Annotated in this window: 12 protein-coding genes; 9 read left to right on the forward strand and 3 right to left on the reverse strand. The window is 74.3% G+C overall.

What is annotated here, in order from left to right; genetic code table 11:
• Window positions 1-170 precede the first annotated feature (170 nt).
• Complete coding sequence (locus AB0O11_RS21770; protein ID WP_363389371.1) at window positions 171-797, reverse strand: LysE family transporter; 627 nt, start codon at window positions 795-797, stop codon at window positions 171-173.
• 202 nt (window positions 798-999) lie between these two features.
• Here AB0O11_RS21770 and AB0O11_RS21775 point away from each other — a divergent pair, with 202 nt between their 5' ends.
• From AB0O11_RS21775 to AB0O11_RS21785, 3 genes are all read left to right on the forward strand, one after another.
• Window positions 1,000-1,629: a maleylpyruvate isomerase N-terminal domain-containing protein gene (locus tag AB0O11_RS21775; protein WP_363389374.1), complete on the forward strand. Its 630-nt coding sequence runs from the start codon at window positions 1,000-1,002 to the stop codon at window positions 1,627-1,629.
• A 165-nt stretch (window positions 1,630-1,794) separates the two neighbouring features.
• Window positions 1,795-3,633 carry a M1 family aminopeptidase gene (locus tag AB0O11_RS21780; RefSeq protein ID WP_363389377.1) on the forward strand — a complete coding sequence of 613 codons (1,839 nt, stop codon included), beginning with the start codon at window positions 1,795-1,797 and terminating at the stop codon, window positions 3,631-3,633.
• Window positions 3,634-3,831: 198 nt separating this feature from the next.
• Window positions 3,832-5,523, forward strand: a complete 1,692-nt coding sequence (locus AB0O11_RS21785) for a S53 family peptidase (protein ID WP_363389380.1) — start codon at window positions 3,832-3,834, stop codon at window positions 5,521-5,523.
• Window positions 5,524-5,589: 66 nt separating this feature from the next.
• On the opposite strand, the gene AB0O11_RS21790 is transcribed toward AB0O11_RS21785, so the two are convergent.
• The gene (locus AB0O11_RS21790) at window positions 5,590-6,474 is read right to left on the reverse strand and encodes a lysozyme (protein WP_363389383.1); all 885 of its coding nucleotides are present in this window, start codon (window positions 6,472-6,474) and stop codon (window positions 5,590-5,592) included.
• Between the two features lie 332 nt (window positions 6,475-6,806).
• On the opposite strand from AB0O11_RS21790, the gene AB0O11_RS21795 reads away from it, so the two are divergent.
• From AB0O11_RS21795 to AB0O11_RS21805, 3 genes are all read left to right on the forward strand, one after another.
• A complete protein-coding gene (locus AB0O11_RS21795; RefSeq protein ID WP_363389386.1) occupies window positions 6,807-7,373 on the forward strand; it encodes a GNAT family N-acetyltransferase in 567 nt (188 codons plus the stop codon).
• A 238-nt stretch (window positions 7,374-7,611) separates the two neighbouring features.
• Window positions 7,612-9,348, forward strand: a complete 1,737-nt coding sequence (locus AB0O11_RS21800; RefSeq protein WP_363389388.1) for a cellulose synthase catalytic subunit — start codon at window positions 7,612-7,614, stop codon at window positions 9,346-9,348.
• A 134-nt stretch (window positions 9,349-9,482) separates the two neighbouring features.
• The gene (locus AB0O11_RS21805; protein ID WP_363389391.1) at window positions 9,483-11,723 is read left to right on the forward strand and encodes an acyltransferase family protein; all 2,241 of its coding nucleotides are present in this window, start codon (window positions 9,483-9,485) and stop codon (window positions 11,721-11,723) included.
• Here AB0O11_RS21805 and AB0O11_RS21810 read toward each other — a convergent pair.
• Complete coding sequence (locus tag AB0O11_RS21810) at window positions 11,714-12,334, reverse strand: hypothetical protein (protein WP_363389394.1); 621 nt, start codon at window positions 12,332-12,334, stop codon at window positions 11,714-11,716. The genes AB0O11_RS21805 and AB0O11_RS21810 overlap by 10 nt on opposite strands.
• Window positions 12,335-12,459: 125 nt before the next feature.
• On the opposite strand from AB0O11_RS21810, the gene AB0O11_RS21815 reads away from it, so the two are divergent.
• The 3 genes from AB0O11_RS21815 to AB0O11_RS21825 all read left to right on the forward strand — a co-directional run bounded on the left by AB0O11_RS21815 (window position 12,460) and on the right by AB0O11_RS21825 (window position 13,884).
• Entirely contained in the window at window positions 12,460-12,690 is a 231-nt protein-coding gene (locus tag AB0O11_RS21815; protein WP_224284564.1) for a hypothetical protein, read from the forward strand.
• Window positions 12,691-12,772: 82 nt separating this feature from the next.
• Window positions 12,773-13,282 (forward strand): hypothetical protein, encoded by a 510-nt coding sequence (locus AB0O11_RS21820; protein ID WP_363389397.1) that lies wholly within the window; start codon window positions 12,773-12,775, stop codon window positions 13,280-13,282.
• Window positions 13,279-13,884, forward strand: coding sequence for a class I SAM-dependent methyltransferase (locus AB0O11_RS21825; protein WP_363389399.1), 606 nt, complete (start codon window positions 13,279-13,281; stop codon window positions 13,882-13,884). The genes AB0O11_RS21820 and AB0O11_RS21825 overlap by 4 nt, the downstream gene beginning before the upstream one ends.
• Window positions 13,885-13,888: the final 4 nt, after the last annotated feature.

The raw sequence follows: 13,888 nt of genomic DNA on the forward strand, positions 1-13,888 counted from the left end.
TGGTGACCGGCCCGTCGATCCCGCTGGTCAGCCGACCGGCGGCGGAGCCGCGTGGAGAGGGCGGGTGCGGCGACGGGGGCGGCGGGTCGGTTGCGCTGCGTGGCCGGACGTGCCGGGGGTGGTGGGTCGGGGGTGTGGCGTGGACCGTCGGGCGGCCGGCCGGCCGGTTTTCAAGCCGAGCAGCAGCCGAGCAGCAGCCGGACGGCGAGGACGGCGACCAGGGCGGCGGAGCCGAGGGCGGTGAGCAGCCGGCCGCGCGGGCCGGTCAGCGCCCGGCCGAGCAGCGCGCCGCCGGAGGCCAGCAGCAGCTGCCAGCAGGCGGATGCGGCGAAGGCGCCGAGGGTGAAGGCCGCCCGGGCCGGGACGCCGTCCTGGCTGCCGCCGCCGAGCACCAGGGCGGCGAAGTAGACGACGGTGAGCGGGTTCAGCAGGGTGATGCCCAGCAGGGTGAGGAAGGCCCGGGCGGGGGTGGGCGGCGCGGCCTGCGGTCCGGCGGCGGTGCCGGGACGGCTGCGCAGCGCGCTGACAGCCGTTCGGGCGGCCAGGGCCGGCAGCACCAGGGCGGAGACGATCCGCAGCGGCCGGGCGACCGGATCGAGCAGCGGCGCGAGGCCGGTGCCGCCGGCCGCCGCGAGCAGCGCGTACAGCCCGTCCGCGGTGGCCACGCCGAGGGCGGCGCAGGCGCCGGTGCGCAGTGAGGTGCGCGCGGTGAGCGACACCAGGTAGGCCCCGACGGCCCCCACCGGGACGGCAACGCCGAGCCCGGCGAGCAGCCCCGCGGCCAGTGCGGCCCTCACGAGTGGACGGCGTCGGGCCTCCGGGGGCGGCCGGGCTGCTGCTGGACCGGGGCCGGGCGGGCGGCGGCGGGAGCAGGCAGCGGGCGGGCGGCGGAGTCGGTCATGGGCCGATGGTGACGGCCCGGGGAGGGGGTGGCAAACGGTTTTCCGGGAGCCCGGGGTAGCGTGGGAAACCCCGTGATCACCATCCCGAGGAGCATTGATGAACAGTCAGAACGACACGGTGCGAGCGCTGTTGGCGGAGGCCTGGGCCTCCTGGGCGGAGCGGGGTTCGGCCCTGGCCGCCGAGGACTGGGACCGGTCCACCCGGCTGCCGGGGTGGACCGTACGGGAGCTGTACGCGCACGTGGCGCCGGTGCCGGAGATGTTCACCGGGCTGCGCGCGGCCGTCCTGGACGGGCGGGCCGAGGTGGTCGACGGGGCCGGCGTCCTGCGCGCCTACAACCGGCCCGGCGGCATCGCCCACACCGCCGCCGGCCAGGTCGCCGAGGCGGCGAAGCAGGCTGCCGAGGTGGCCGAACCCGCCGTGCTGATCGCCCGGTTCGGGGTGGAGGGGCCGGCCGCGCTGGACGGCCTCGCGGACCTGCCGCCGGGCACCACGGTGGCGCACCCGCTGCTCGGCAGCGTGACGGTCGGCGCGCTCGGCGAGGTGGCGCTGATGGAGGCGACCGTCCACCTGCTCGACCTGGTCGCGGCCGTCGGCGGTCCGCCGCCCGCCGAGGGGGCGCTGCACTTCACCCGCGCGCTGCTGGCGGAGGTCGCCGACCCGGCGGCCTTCATCGAGGCGGCGACCGGCCGCAGCGCGGCGGCGGTGCTGCCGGTGATCCGGTAGGGCGGTCGTCCGGTGAGCCGGTGATCCGCTGGGCCGGTCATGAGGTGGTCATCCGGCGAGCCGGTCATCAGGTGAGGCGTATGCGTCTCATGTCATGAGCCTTTCAAAGGTGCGGGTTTGCTGTCACGCTGCTGCTCCCGGCCCGCTCCCCCACGAGAGGCACCGATGAGAAGACTCCTGCCTGCCCTGACCGGTGCCGCCCTGTTCGCGGCGACCGGCCTCGCGGCGCTCGCCACCCCCAGTGTGGCGAGCGCCGCGGACTGCACACCCGCCCAGGTGGTGGCCAACAACGGTTTCGAGTCAGGAAGTTCGCCCTGGACGGCGCCGAGCGGAGCGATCACCGCCGACAGTCGCCAGAGCGCACACTCCGGCAGCTCCTACGCCTGGCTCGACGGCTACGGCTCCAGCCACACCGACACGCTCTCGCAGTCCGTCACCCTCCCCGCCGGGTGCGGCACCGCGACGCTCGGGTTCTGGCTGCACGTCGACACCGCCGAGACGACCGGCAGCACCGCCTACGACAAGCTGACCGTCAAACTCGGCTCCACCACTCTGGCCACCTACTCCAACCTGGACGCCCAGGCCGGGTACGTGCACAAGACCGTCGACGTCTCCGCCTTCGCGGGCCAGGCCGTGACGCTCGCCTTCACCGGCGTCGAGGACTCCAGCCTGCAGACCAGCTTCGTGCTGGACGACGTCACCCTGGACGTCTCCGGCGGTGGCACCACTCCGCCCCAGCCCGGCGACCCGACCCGCACCCCGGCCGCGCCGGCGTACACCGTCGACCTCACCAGCGATGCCTCCGGCGGCAGTTGGACCGGGCGCGAGAGCGTGACCTTCAGCAACGCCTCGCCCACCGCGCTGAACGAGGTGTACCTGCGACTGTGGGACAACGCCCACGGCAGCTGCCCCAGCACCCCGATCACGGTGACCAACGTGACCGGCGGCACGCCGTCCCCGCTCACGGTGAACTGCACCGCGCTCAAGATCACCCTGCCGGCTCCGCTCGCGCAGGGCCAGAGCGGCACCGTCGGCTTCGACCTCGGCATCACCGTGCCGAGCGGCGCGGACCGCTTCGGCCACGACGGCGCGTACAACTTCCTCGGCAACGCCCTGCCGGTCCTGGCGATACGGGACGCGGCCGGCTGGCACCTCGACCCGTACACCAACAACGGCGAGTCCTTCTACTCGGTGGCCTCGGACTTCGCCGTCACCCTGGACCACCCGACCGGCCTGCTGGTGCCCGCGACCGGTACCTCGGTGGACACCCCCGGCGCGGCCGGCCGGACCGTCACCAAGGCGACCGCCGGCAAGGTGCGCGACTTCGCCTGGGGCGCCGGGCCGTTCACCAGGATCTCCGGCACCTCCGCGGCCGGGGTGAAGGTCAACGTCTATTCGGTGGCGGGGATCAGCGCGGCCGACTCCAAGTCGATGCTCTCCACCGCGACCTCGGCGGTCGACGCCCACGCCCAGCGCTTCGGCGCCTACCCGTACGGCGAGCTGGACGCGGTGATCGACAACAACTTCTGGTTCGGCGGCATGGAGTACCCGGGTTTCGTCCTCGACCTGGTCAGCACCACGGCGCTCACCCACGAGATCGGTCACCAGTGGTGGTACGGCATCGTGGGTGACGACGAGTACAACGGCCCCTGGCTGGACGAGGCCTTCACCGACTACGCCACCGACCTCGCCCTCGGCAAGACCGGCAACGGCTGCTGGAACAGCGTCTCCTGGGCCTCCTCGGCAGAAAAGATCACCAACTCGATGGCGTACTGGGACGCCAACTCCTCCCGCTACTCCACGGTCGTCTACGGCTACGGCAAGTGCGCCCTGCACGACCTGCGCCGGACGATCGGCGACACCGCGATGACCGCGCTGCTGCGGAACTACGCGCAGGCGCACTGGTACGGCGTCTCCACCACCGCGGAGTTCAAGGCCGCGGCCCAGGCCGTCACCACCGTGGACCTGACCTCCTTCTGGAGCCAGCACCGCATCGACGGCTGAGCCCGCGCACCCCGGGCGCCGCCCCCGGTCACGGCCGGGGGCGCCGCCCCGTGAAGCCCCTTGACGCCCTTGACGCCACGGAGGGCCGGGAGGGACGCTGTACGTGTACGACATAAGCGTGTGCCGTACGCGGACAGTCGAAAGCACACGACCCATAGTCGCGAGGCTCCCGGCGCCGACCCGACCGCTGGAGCGATCATGTCGACCAACCACTACGTGGCGCTGCCGGACAGCTCCCGCGCTCCGCTCAGCGGAGCGCGGGTCATCGGACCGGCCGACCCACGGGCACCCCTGACCGTCACCGTCTACCTGCGGCGCGACCCCGACGCGCCCCCGCGCCCCGACGTCTACGAGCTGGCGATGCAGCCGCCGGCCCGCCGCACCGCCCCCGGCGACGACGAGTACGCCGCCGTCCACCGGTGGCGCGACACCGACCTCAAGGCGGTCGAGGCGTTCGCCGACGAGCACCACCTGACCGTCTCCCACGAGAACCCGCTGGCCCGCAGCGTCCAGCTGACCGGCACCACCGAGGACGTCTCGAACGCCTTCCGGGTCACCCTGGCCCGCTACCGTTACCGGGACGCCAACGACAACCCCCGGATCTACCGGGGCCGCGAAGGCGCGGTCAACGTTCCCGCGGGGCTGAGCGGCATCGTCACCGGCGTCTTCGGCCTGGACAACCGGCCGATCGGCGCCAACCTGCTGTTCCGCCCGGCCTTCACGGACCTCTCGCTGCCGATCGCCGAGGGCGTGCCGGGGCTGCCGGTCGGCGTCTTCCTCCCGACCGACCTCGAAACCCCGTACGCCTACCCCGCCGGAACCGACGGCGACGGACAGTGCGTCGCCGTCCTCGCGTTCAACGGCGAGACGGATCCCGGCGTCCCCTCCGGCGGCTACTCGCCCGACGCGCTGCGCACGTACTTCTCCGCCCTGGGGCGGCCCATGCCGGCCATCTCCAACGTGGTGGTCCCCAACGTCGGATCCACCGGCAACGACCCGGGCCGGGACGACGGAGGCCCGCTACGGCTCGACAGCACCGGTGAGATCATGCTCGACCTCGCGGTGGTCGGCTCCCTCGCGCCCAAGGCGAAGGTCGTCGTCTACTTCAGCAGGTTCACCGAGCAGGGCTGGGTGGACGTGATCCACCGGATCGTGACCGACACGGTCAACCGGCCCTCGGTGATCTCCTGCAGCTACGGCAACGCCGAGGACGGCCGCACGATGTGGACCGCCGGGGCGATCGACAGTGCCGACCGGGCCTTCAGCGGTGCGGCCGAGAAGTTCATCAGCATCTGCTGCGCCTCGGGCGACGACGGCTCCAGGGACCAGGCACTCGACGAGCGCGCCCACGCCGACTTCCCCGCCTCCAGCCCGCACGTGCTCGGCGTCGGCGGCACCCGCCTGGTGGTGGAGCAGGGGCAGGTCGTCAGCGAGACCGTCTGGGACGACGGCGCGGGCAACCGGACCGGTGGCGGCATCAGCAGGCTGTTCCCGGTGCCGCCCTTCCAGGAGGGTACCGACGTGCCCCCGTCGGCCAACCCGCCGCACGCGCCCGGCCGGGGTGTGCCGGACGTGGCCGCGCTCGCGGCCGGCAGTACCGGTGTGGTCGTCCCGAGCATCGACGGCGAGCACGTCCTCGTGGTCGGCGGCACCAGTGCCGCCGCCCCCATGTGGTCCGCCCTGCTCGCCAGGGTCAACCAGGCCCTGCCCGGCTCGGCCCAGGTCGGCTTCCTCAACCCGCTGCTGTACGCGCATTTCGGGACGGGCGTCCTGCGGGACATCACCCAGGGCAGCAACGGCGCCTACTTCGCCGCGAAGGGCTGGGATCCGTGCACCGGCCTCGGCAGCCCGGGCGGCCGGCAGCTGCTGGACGGCCTCAAGGCCCTGTGAACCCTCTTCGGTCCGACACCTGCCGGTGCGGGGCGCGCTGCGGCGCCCCGCACCGGCGCGGGTGCGTCAGCCCAGGGCGAGGGCGCGGAGGCGGTCGGCCGCGCCGTTGAAGTAGTTCTGGTCACCGGGGAAGGTGCCGGAGTCGGCGAACTGCCAGAAGGTCTGGTAGCTCCAGCCGTTCGGCAGGGTGCCGACGGACGTGGAGTAGCGGGCTATCCAGAGCGGGTTGGTGGTGCCGAAGCCGCCGTTGTTGCCGGTGCACTGGGTCCACCAGTTGGTGGTGGTGTAGATGGTGGGGTACCGGCCGGTGCGGGAGTGCACGGTGTCGCTGAAGTCGCGGATCCAGCTGACCATGGCGCTCTGGCTGAGGCCGTAGCAGGTGGCGCCGTAGGGGTTGTACTCGATGTCGAGCGCGGGCGGCAGGGTCTTGCCGTCGGCGGACCAGCCGCCGCCGTGGCTGACGAAGTAGTTGGCCTGGGTGGCGCCGGAGGAGGCGTTCGGCAGCGCGAAGTGGTAGGCGCCGCGGATCAGGCCGGCGTTGTACGAGCCGTTGTACTGCTGGGCGAAGTACGGGTTGGTGTAGCTGGTGCCCTCGGTGGCCTTGACGTAGGCGAACTTGGCGCCGTTCGCGGACGCCGAGGACCAGTTGACGTTGCCCTGGTAGCCGGAGACGTCCAGCCCCGGGGTCTGGGTGGCGGCGAGGGAGGCGAACGGGGCGGCGGTGCCGCGGCCCTCGCGGGCGGCGACGGTGGAGCCGGCGAAGTCCTGGTCGGGGTGGAAGCCGGGGCGGCCTTCGACGACGGGGGCGACAGGGGCGGGCTCGGCCGCGTAGGCGGGGGCGGCGACGCCGGCGACCAGGGCGGTCGCGGCGGCGAGGGCGGCCGGCGCGGGCAGGCGGCGGGCCGATCTGTCGGTGCCGGCGGTGCGGGCGGAGCGGGAAGAGCGGGGCATGAACACTCCTCTGGTTCCGAGCGAGGGAAGGGTCGAAATGACCTGGTAAGGCCGGGGTCTGACCGGCCGTACCGCAGAGTAGTCATGTACCTGAACCGCCGCCAGGCATCTTTTTTCACATGCTGAACGCACGTCACACGTGCCGGAACGCCATGACCGGCAGCCGGCGTTGCCGGTTTTGCCGGGTCGGCCGGCCGCGGAAGCGGACCGGGGAACCGGCGGGCGACGCCGGGGCGGGCTCGGGGCGGTTCCGGGAGCGCCCGGCCCGCTGTGGCACGATGCCCGCGGGCCGGCCACCACGGGCGGCCCCGCACGTGAGGAGAGGACCAGCCATGACCGAGACCGCCACCGACTCCGCCCGGCCTGCCGGGGAGCCCGTGTTCCGTCCCGCCACGCCCGCCGACGTCCCGGCGCTGGTCGACCTGGTCGAGTCGGCCTACCGGGGTGACTCCAGCCGGGCCGGGTGGACCACCGAGGCGGACCTGCTGGGCGGCCGGCGCACCAACCCGGAGGCCGTCACGGCGGCCGTGAGCCACGCCGAGGGCCTGGTACTGCTCGCCGAGCGGGACGGCGGACTGCTCGCCTGCTGCCAGCTGGAGCGGCGCGGTGAACGGGCCTACTTCGGCATGTTCTCGGTGCGGCCCGGGCTCCAGGGCGGGGGCATCGGGCGGGCGGTGCTGGCCGAGGCGGAGCGCCTGGCCGCCGAGCGGTGGGGCGTCGATGCGATGGAGATGAAGGTGATCGAGCAGCGCGCCGAACTGATCGCCTGGTACGAGCGGCGGGGCTACCGGCGCACCGGCGAGTTCAGCCCGTTCCTGTACGGCGACGAGCGGTTCGGCATCCCGCTCCGGCCGGACCTCCGGTTCGAGCACCTCGTCAAGGAGTTGAAGGCGGCGTAGGGGCGATCAATGCAGAAGTTGACGGCTGTGACAGGGAGTTGACGGCCTGCTGAAACGGCCCGCCCTCGGGGTTCGGTTCAGTCCGGCTCGACCGGTTTCCGCAGGTGGCGCGCTGTCAAGTCGCTGAGCTGGGGCGATGCGGAGATGTCATACCTCGTTCATTATTGGTCTAGGCCAATATGAGAAGGTGGGTGCGAACGGCCACGTTCCGTCCGCTGCCCAGGGGGGCCATTTCCGCATGCCCGTTCTCCATGGCACCGCCATGCCCGCACCCGACACCGGTCCGCGCCGGACACCCGCGGACCCCGACGGTCATCGACTGCCCGGTCCGCCCGGCGACGAGGAGCTCTACTGGTACTTCGGCCCGCAGCGCCGCTGGGTGCTGCTCTGCGCCACCCTCTCCTACGCGGGAGCCACCGCCACACTCGGCCTGTTCGCCCTCAGCCGGCCGCTGCTCTGGCCGTTCCTGGTGCTCACCGTGCTCAACGCGGCCACCTGGCTGCTCTCGCTCACCGACGGCCAGCGCGCCCGGCGCTTCACCCGCGACTCGCACGACCTGCTGCTGCGCGCCTGGAGCCCCGCCCGCGCCCCGAGCGTGGACCTGCTGCTGCCGACCGCCGGCGAACCGCTGGCCGTCCTCGACAACGCCTACCGGCACACCGCGGCCGTCCGGTGGCCCGGCGGGCTCACCGTCCTGGTCCTCGACGACGCCGGCCGCCCCGAGGTGCGCGAACTCGCCGAGTCCTACGGCTTCCTGTACCGCGCCCGCCCCGACCGGGGCCGCTTCAAGAAGGCCGGCAACCTCAACCACGGCCTGGCCGAGGGCACCGGCGAGATCGTCGCCGTCCTGGACGCCGACTTCTGCCCCCGCCCCGACTTCCTGCACCACCTGGTGCCCTACCTCGACAACCCCGAGGTCGGCATCGTGCAGAGCCCGCAGTGCTTCGACACGGACGCAGACATGTCCTGGCTCGAACGCGCCGCGGGAGCCACCCAGGAGATCTTCTACCGCTGGATCCAGCCCTCCCGGGACGCACAGGACGGCACCGTCTGCTGCGGAACCAACGCCCTCTACCGCCGCGCCGCACTGAAGCGGATCGGCGGCTTCGCCGAGATCGACCACAGCGAGGACCTCTACACCGGCCTCGCCCTCGCCCGCGCCGGATGGGCCACCCGCTACGTCCCCGCACTGGTCGCCAAGGGCATGTCGCCCACCGGCCTGCCGGCCTTCATCAGCCAGCAGTACCGCTGGTGCCTCGGCTCCCTGGCCCTGGTCCGCGACCCGGACTTCCGCCGGGGGCCGCTCTCCCGGTCCGCCCGGCTCTGCTTCTGGAACGGCATCCTCGGCTACGTCACCAGCGCGGTGAACGTCTTCGCCGTGCCGCTGCCCGCCCTCATCCTGCTGTTCTTCCGGCCCGAGGAGATCCAGCCCTGGCAGGTGCTGCCGTTCCTGCCGCCGATCTGGGTCGCCCTGGTGCTGCTGCCCGCGATGTCCCGCACCCGCTGGCGCTTCGAGGTCACCCGGGTCCAACTCCTCGGCGGGCTCTGCCACGTGGTCGCCATCGCGCACGCGCTGCGCCGCCGCTCCGCCGACTGGGTGCCCACCGGCGCCGTGTCCGGTGGCAGTTCGCTCGCCCGCGCCGTCGCCCGGATCGGGGTCGGCTGGCTCGGGTTCGTCGTCCTCGCGGGCGCCGCCGGACTGGTCCGGGCCGCGCTGCTGTACGGCTGGCGGCCGTACTGGGCGCTCGCCGGGCTGCTCGCGCTCACCGCGTACACCATGATCCCGCTGATCCGGGAGCTGTGGCCGCTGCTGAACGGGGCCAAGGGCGGCAAGGGTGCCGTCGGCGAGGTCGCCGCGCCCGCACGGGGCCGCTCCGACCTCGGGTTCGGCCGGGCCGAGGCCGTCGCCGTCACCACCGTGCTGCTGCTGTGCGGGCTGCTGGCCTCCGGCTGGGCCGATCCGCTGATCTTCTGATGCCCCGTCAGTATCGCTCCACCGATTGATCGTTGCGTTTCCTTGCGCGTCGCCCCACCGGCGCGGAGACCGCCCGGCCGCCCCATCGGCCCGGCGGGCCCGACCACCGCTGCCACCCTGCAAGGAGCACCGCCGTGTCAACGGCCGTACCACCACCGTCGTCCTCCGCCGCCGCATCGGGTACACCGGAACCCGCTCCGGCCTCCGGTTTCGCCTCTGCCTCCGGGCCCGCCTCCGGGGCCGCCTCCGGGGCCGTCGAACTGCTGCCCGGCGTCGTCCGGGTGGACCGGGAACCCGCCGCCCCGCAGCGCGCCGCCGTCGCCGAGAGCGGGCAGGCCCGCCGCCGCACCGCCTTCCGCCCCGACATCGAGGGGCTGCGCGGCGTCGCCGTGCTCTCCGTCCTCGCTTTCCACTCCGCCGTCCCGGGCCTGACCGGAGGCTTCGTCGGCGTCGACGTCTTCTTCGTCATCTCCGGCTTCCTGATTACCGGCCTGCTCGTCGGCCGCCCGCTCGGCCTGTGGGACTTCGCGGCCCGCCGCGCCCGACGCATCCTGCCCGCCGCCGCCACCGTGCTCGTCGCCACCGCCGTTGCAGGCGGCGCCCTGCTCGACCCGCTGCGCGGCACCGACCTCGCCCGCGACCTGATCGCCTCCGCCGGCCAGTTCGCCAACTGGCGCTTCGTCGGCCGGCAGACCGACTACCTGGCCGCCGAACACGACCCCAGCCCGCTGCAGCACTTCTGGTCGCTGGGCGTGGAGAACCAGTTCTACCTGCTCTGGGGCGTGCTGCTGTTCGGCCTCGCCCGCTACCTGTACGGGCGCCGCCGCACCGTGGCGATCACCCTCGCCACGGTGGCCGTCGGCGGCGTCTCGCTGGCGCTCTGCCTGCGCTGGACGGCCACCTCCGCGCCGCTCGCCTACTTCTCCACCGGCAGCCGGCTCTGGGAGTTCGCGGCCGGCGCCTGCGCGGCGCTGGCCGGCTCGGCCCTGGCCGCCCGCGCCGAGCGGCGTCCGGTGGCGTGGTCGCTGCGGGTGCTCGGCTGGCTGGGCCTCGCGGCAGTGCTCGCGCCGGTGTTCCTGTACGACCGCAACACCCCCTTCCCCGGCACCGCCGCACTGCTGCCCGTCCTCGGCACCGCCGCCGTCCTGCTCGCCGGGCACCGCCCGCTCGGCGCCGCCGACGCCGGGCGGCTGCTCGCCACCCGCCCGCTGCGCGCCGCCGGACGGCTCTCGTACGCCTGGTACCTGTGGCACTGGCCGATACTGACCATCGCCCAGGCCCGGTACGGCGTGCTGCCCTGGACCACCCTGCTCGCGCTCACCGCCGCCGGCGCGCTGCCCGCCTGGCTCACCCTGCGGCTGGTCGAGCAGCCGCTGCGGTACGGCAGCAGCCCGGCGCCCCGGCGCGGGCTCGCGGTCGGCGCCAGCGCCCTGGTCATCCCGCTGATCGCCGCACTCACCCTCGGCGGCGGCACCATGCGCGCTCTCGGCGACCCCTCCTCCGCGCCCGCGGCGGCCCCGGCCGGAGCCGCCGACGGCCCGAGCCTGCTCGCCCCCGGCATCCGGGTGCTCGCCCTGACGCCCTCGCTCGCCCGGGCCCGGGAGGACTTCCCGCCCGGCAAGGGCTGCGAGATCCCGCTCAACGCCGACACCAGCCCGCGCTGCCTCTTCGGCGCCGAGGACAGCCCCGACCGGATCGTGCTGCTCGGCGACTCGCACGCCGGGCAGTGGATCTCCGCCGCCCTCGCCCTGGCCGAGCAGCGGCACTGGGCCCTGGAGGTCCTGGTCAAGCCCGGCTGCCCGCTGGCCACCCTCACCGTGCGCAACAACGTGCTCGGCCGCACCTTCGAGGAGTGCGACCGCTGGCGCGAGAACACCCTCACCCGGCTGACCTCCGGGCCCAAGCCGCGCCTGGTCCTGATGGCGGGGCTCAACCGCTACGGGAGCCAGGAGGAGCGCACCGAGGGCTGGACCCGCACCCTGGACCGGCTCACCGCGCTCGGCGCCCCGCTCGCCTACCTCGGCGACACCCCGATGCCCGGCAAGGACATCCCGGCCTGTCTGGCCGCCTCCGACGGGCGCTCGGACGCCTGTTTCTTTCCGCGCGACACCGCCTTCGAGCCCGACCCCGTGCTGGACGGCGGGCTCGCGGCCCGGTACGGGGTACGGACCCTGGACCTCGGGCCGCTGCTCTGCCCCGGCACCGGGCCCTCCTGCCCGGCCGTGCTGGAGGGCGTGGTGCTGTACCGGGACACCGGGCACATCACCGACACCCTGGCCCGGGTGCTGGCGCCCCGGCTGGACAGGGGCCTGCTGGGGGCCCCGACCGGTCCGGCGGTGTCCGTGGCTCCGGGGCCGCCGTCGGCTCAGCCGTAGATGCTGTGGCAGATCCGGGCCTGCTCCGACCCGGCCGGCCAGTGGCCCGCCCGCTCGGCCTGGGCACAGATGGTGCTCCGGCCGCCGCTTGCGCCCGCCCCGGGACTCGCCGGGGCGGGCGGGCCCGACGGGCCGCGGGCCGGTGCGTCGGCGTGCGGAGTGTGCCCCGGCTTGGGGTGCGCGCTCGCCGAGGCGTGCTGGGCGTCGGCCGTCGGGCCGGTCCCGGCACCGGACGTGGTCGCCGCCGCGCCCGGCCTGCCCGCCCCTGCCGGGAGCGCCACCCCCGGGGTGGGCGGTGGCAGTGGGGACGGCGCGGGCGTGGCGGGCGACGGGGAGGCCGGCAGCGGCGGTGCTGCCGGGTCCGAGGCGGAGGGCGTGGCGTCCGGCACCGCCGCCACGCGGACCTCGTCACCCGACCCCGGCCCGCACATCGCCAGGACGGAGGCCAGCACGGCTCCCGTCCCGACCATCGTGGCCGTCCAGGCCTTGCGCGACAGGCGCCTCGGCGCCGTGGCGGTGGACCACGGCGGTGGCGGGTTCGCGGGGACCGGCGGCGGCTGCCAGGCGTTCTGCGGCCACTGCCATGGTCCTCCGGTGGGCTGCCCAGTCATGTGCTCCTCCTTCCAGTGGCCCCCCTCGAACCTTTCCGTGCTCAACGAGCCCGCCGACGCCGGGACATGACCCGGAAGAGGGGTTTGGACGGGCGTTGATTGCCACCGCGCCACATGCTGGGGGCATGGAGACCAACAGCACGTCCAAGCCCCTGGTCGAGGTGGCCGAGTTCCGGACCGACAGCCGCTACCGCCTCGTCCACTTCGAGGGCCATGGCTGGGAGCCGCTCGCACCAGAGGAGTTCGAGCCCCGCGTCCACCAGCTCTTCCCCGACCTCGACCCGCGCGACCCCCAGCGGGTCCACTGGGCCGACCGTCCCTGGGAATGGCCCGCCTGGCACCCCGGCGAGGCCTGAACCGGCTCGGGACGGCCTGAACGGGCTCTGGACGGCCTGAACCGGAACGGTGCGGGAGCGCCGGCTCCGTTACGCTGGGCGGGTGAGTGTGGATCACTTCTGGTGCCGTCTGCCGGGTCGGGCCGTGGACACCTGCTCGCCGGAGGAACTCGGCGAACTCGTGCCGCGCGACCGCGACGTCCGGTACGACCGGCTCGCCGCCGCCGGGCTCGCCCTCGGCGTGCGGCGCACCGCCGTCCTGATGGAACTCGCACTCACCGAGAACGGCCTGCACCCCGACCCGGCCGCCCGACTGCCCGTCTACGGCGGCGGACGGCACCAACCGGGCGGGGCGCTGCCGGGCGGCTCCATTCCGGTGCTGCGCCCCGAACAGGTCGCGACGGCCTCCGCCCTCCTGCGCGCCTCGGCGCTCGGCGAACTCGTCCGCCAGCAGGGCGGCGTGCTCGCCCGCACGGTCGCTCGCCTCGGGTACCCGACGCCCTGGTCCGAGACCTGGGCGGCGCTCGTCGTCCACGACCTGCGCGAGCTGCGGGACTTCTTCGCGGCCGCGGCCGCGGCCGGCGACGCGGTGGCCGTCCGGGAGGCGGAGTGAACGCGCCCGCCGGCACCGCCGGGTACGGCGAGGCGGCGGATCAACTCGCCGTGCAGTACGAGAGCGTGAGCTTCGCCGAGGTGCACCGGGAGCTGCACCACCTGTACCCGGCCCCACCCGCGTCCGTCCTCGACGTCGGCGCCGGCACCGGCCGCGACGCCGCCGCCCTCGCCGCCCTCGGCCACCGGGTGGTCGCCGCCGAGCCGACGCCCGAACTCCGCGCCGTCGGCGAACGGTTGCACGCCGGCTCGGGCGTGCGCTGGGTCGCCGACGCGCTGCCCGGGCTGCCGCTGCTCGTCGCCGAGGGCGAACGCTACGACCTCGTCCTGCTCACCGCCGTCTGGATGCACCTCGCCCCTGCGGAGCGGCCCCCCGCCATGGCTGCGCTCACCCGCCTCCTGGCCCCCGCCGGCCGGCTCGCCCTCACCCTCCGCCACGGTCCCGTCCCGCCCGGCCGCCGCATGTTCGACCTCCCGCCCGAGCCCACCATCACCTTCGCCGCCGCCTGTGGCCTCCACCTCCTCCACCGTGCCACTCGCCCCGACCTGCACGGCCGCGACGGGGTGCACTGGACGGCACTGCTCTTCGAGCGGGAGGCGTAGCCGC

It is taken from the genome of Kitasatospora sp. NPDC093102 (genome assembly GCF_040683915.1).
Lineage (GTDB): Bacteria > Actinomycetota > Actinomycetes > Streptomycetales > Streptomycetaceae > Kitasatospora.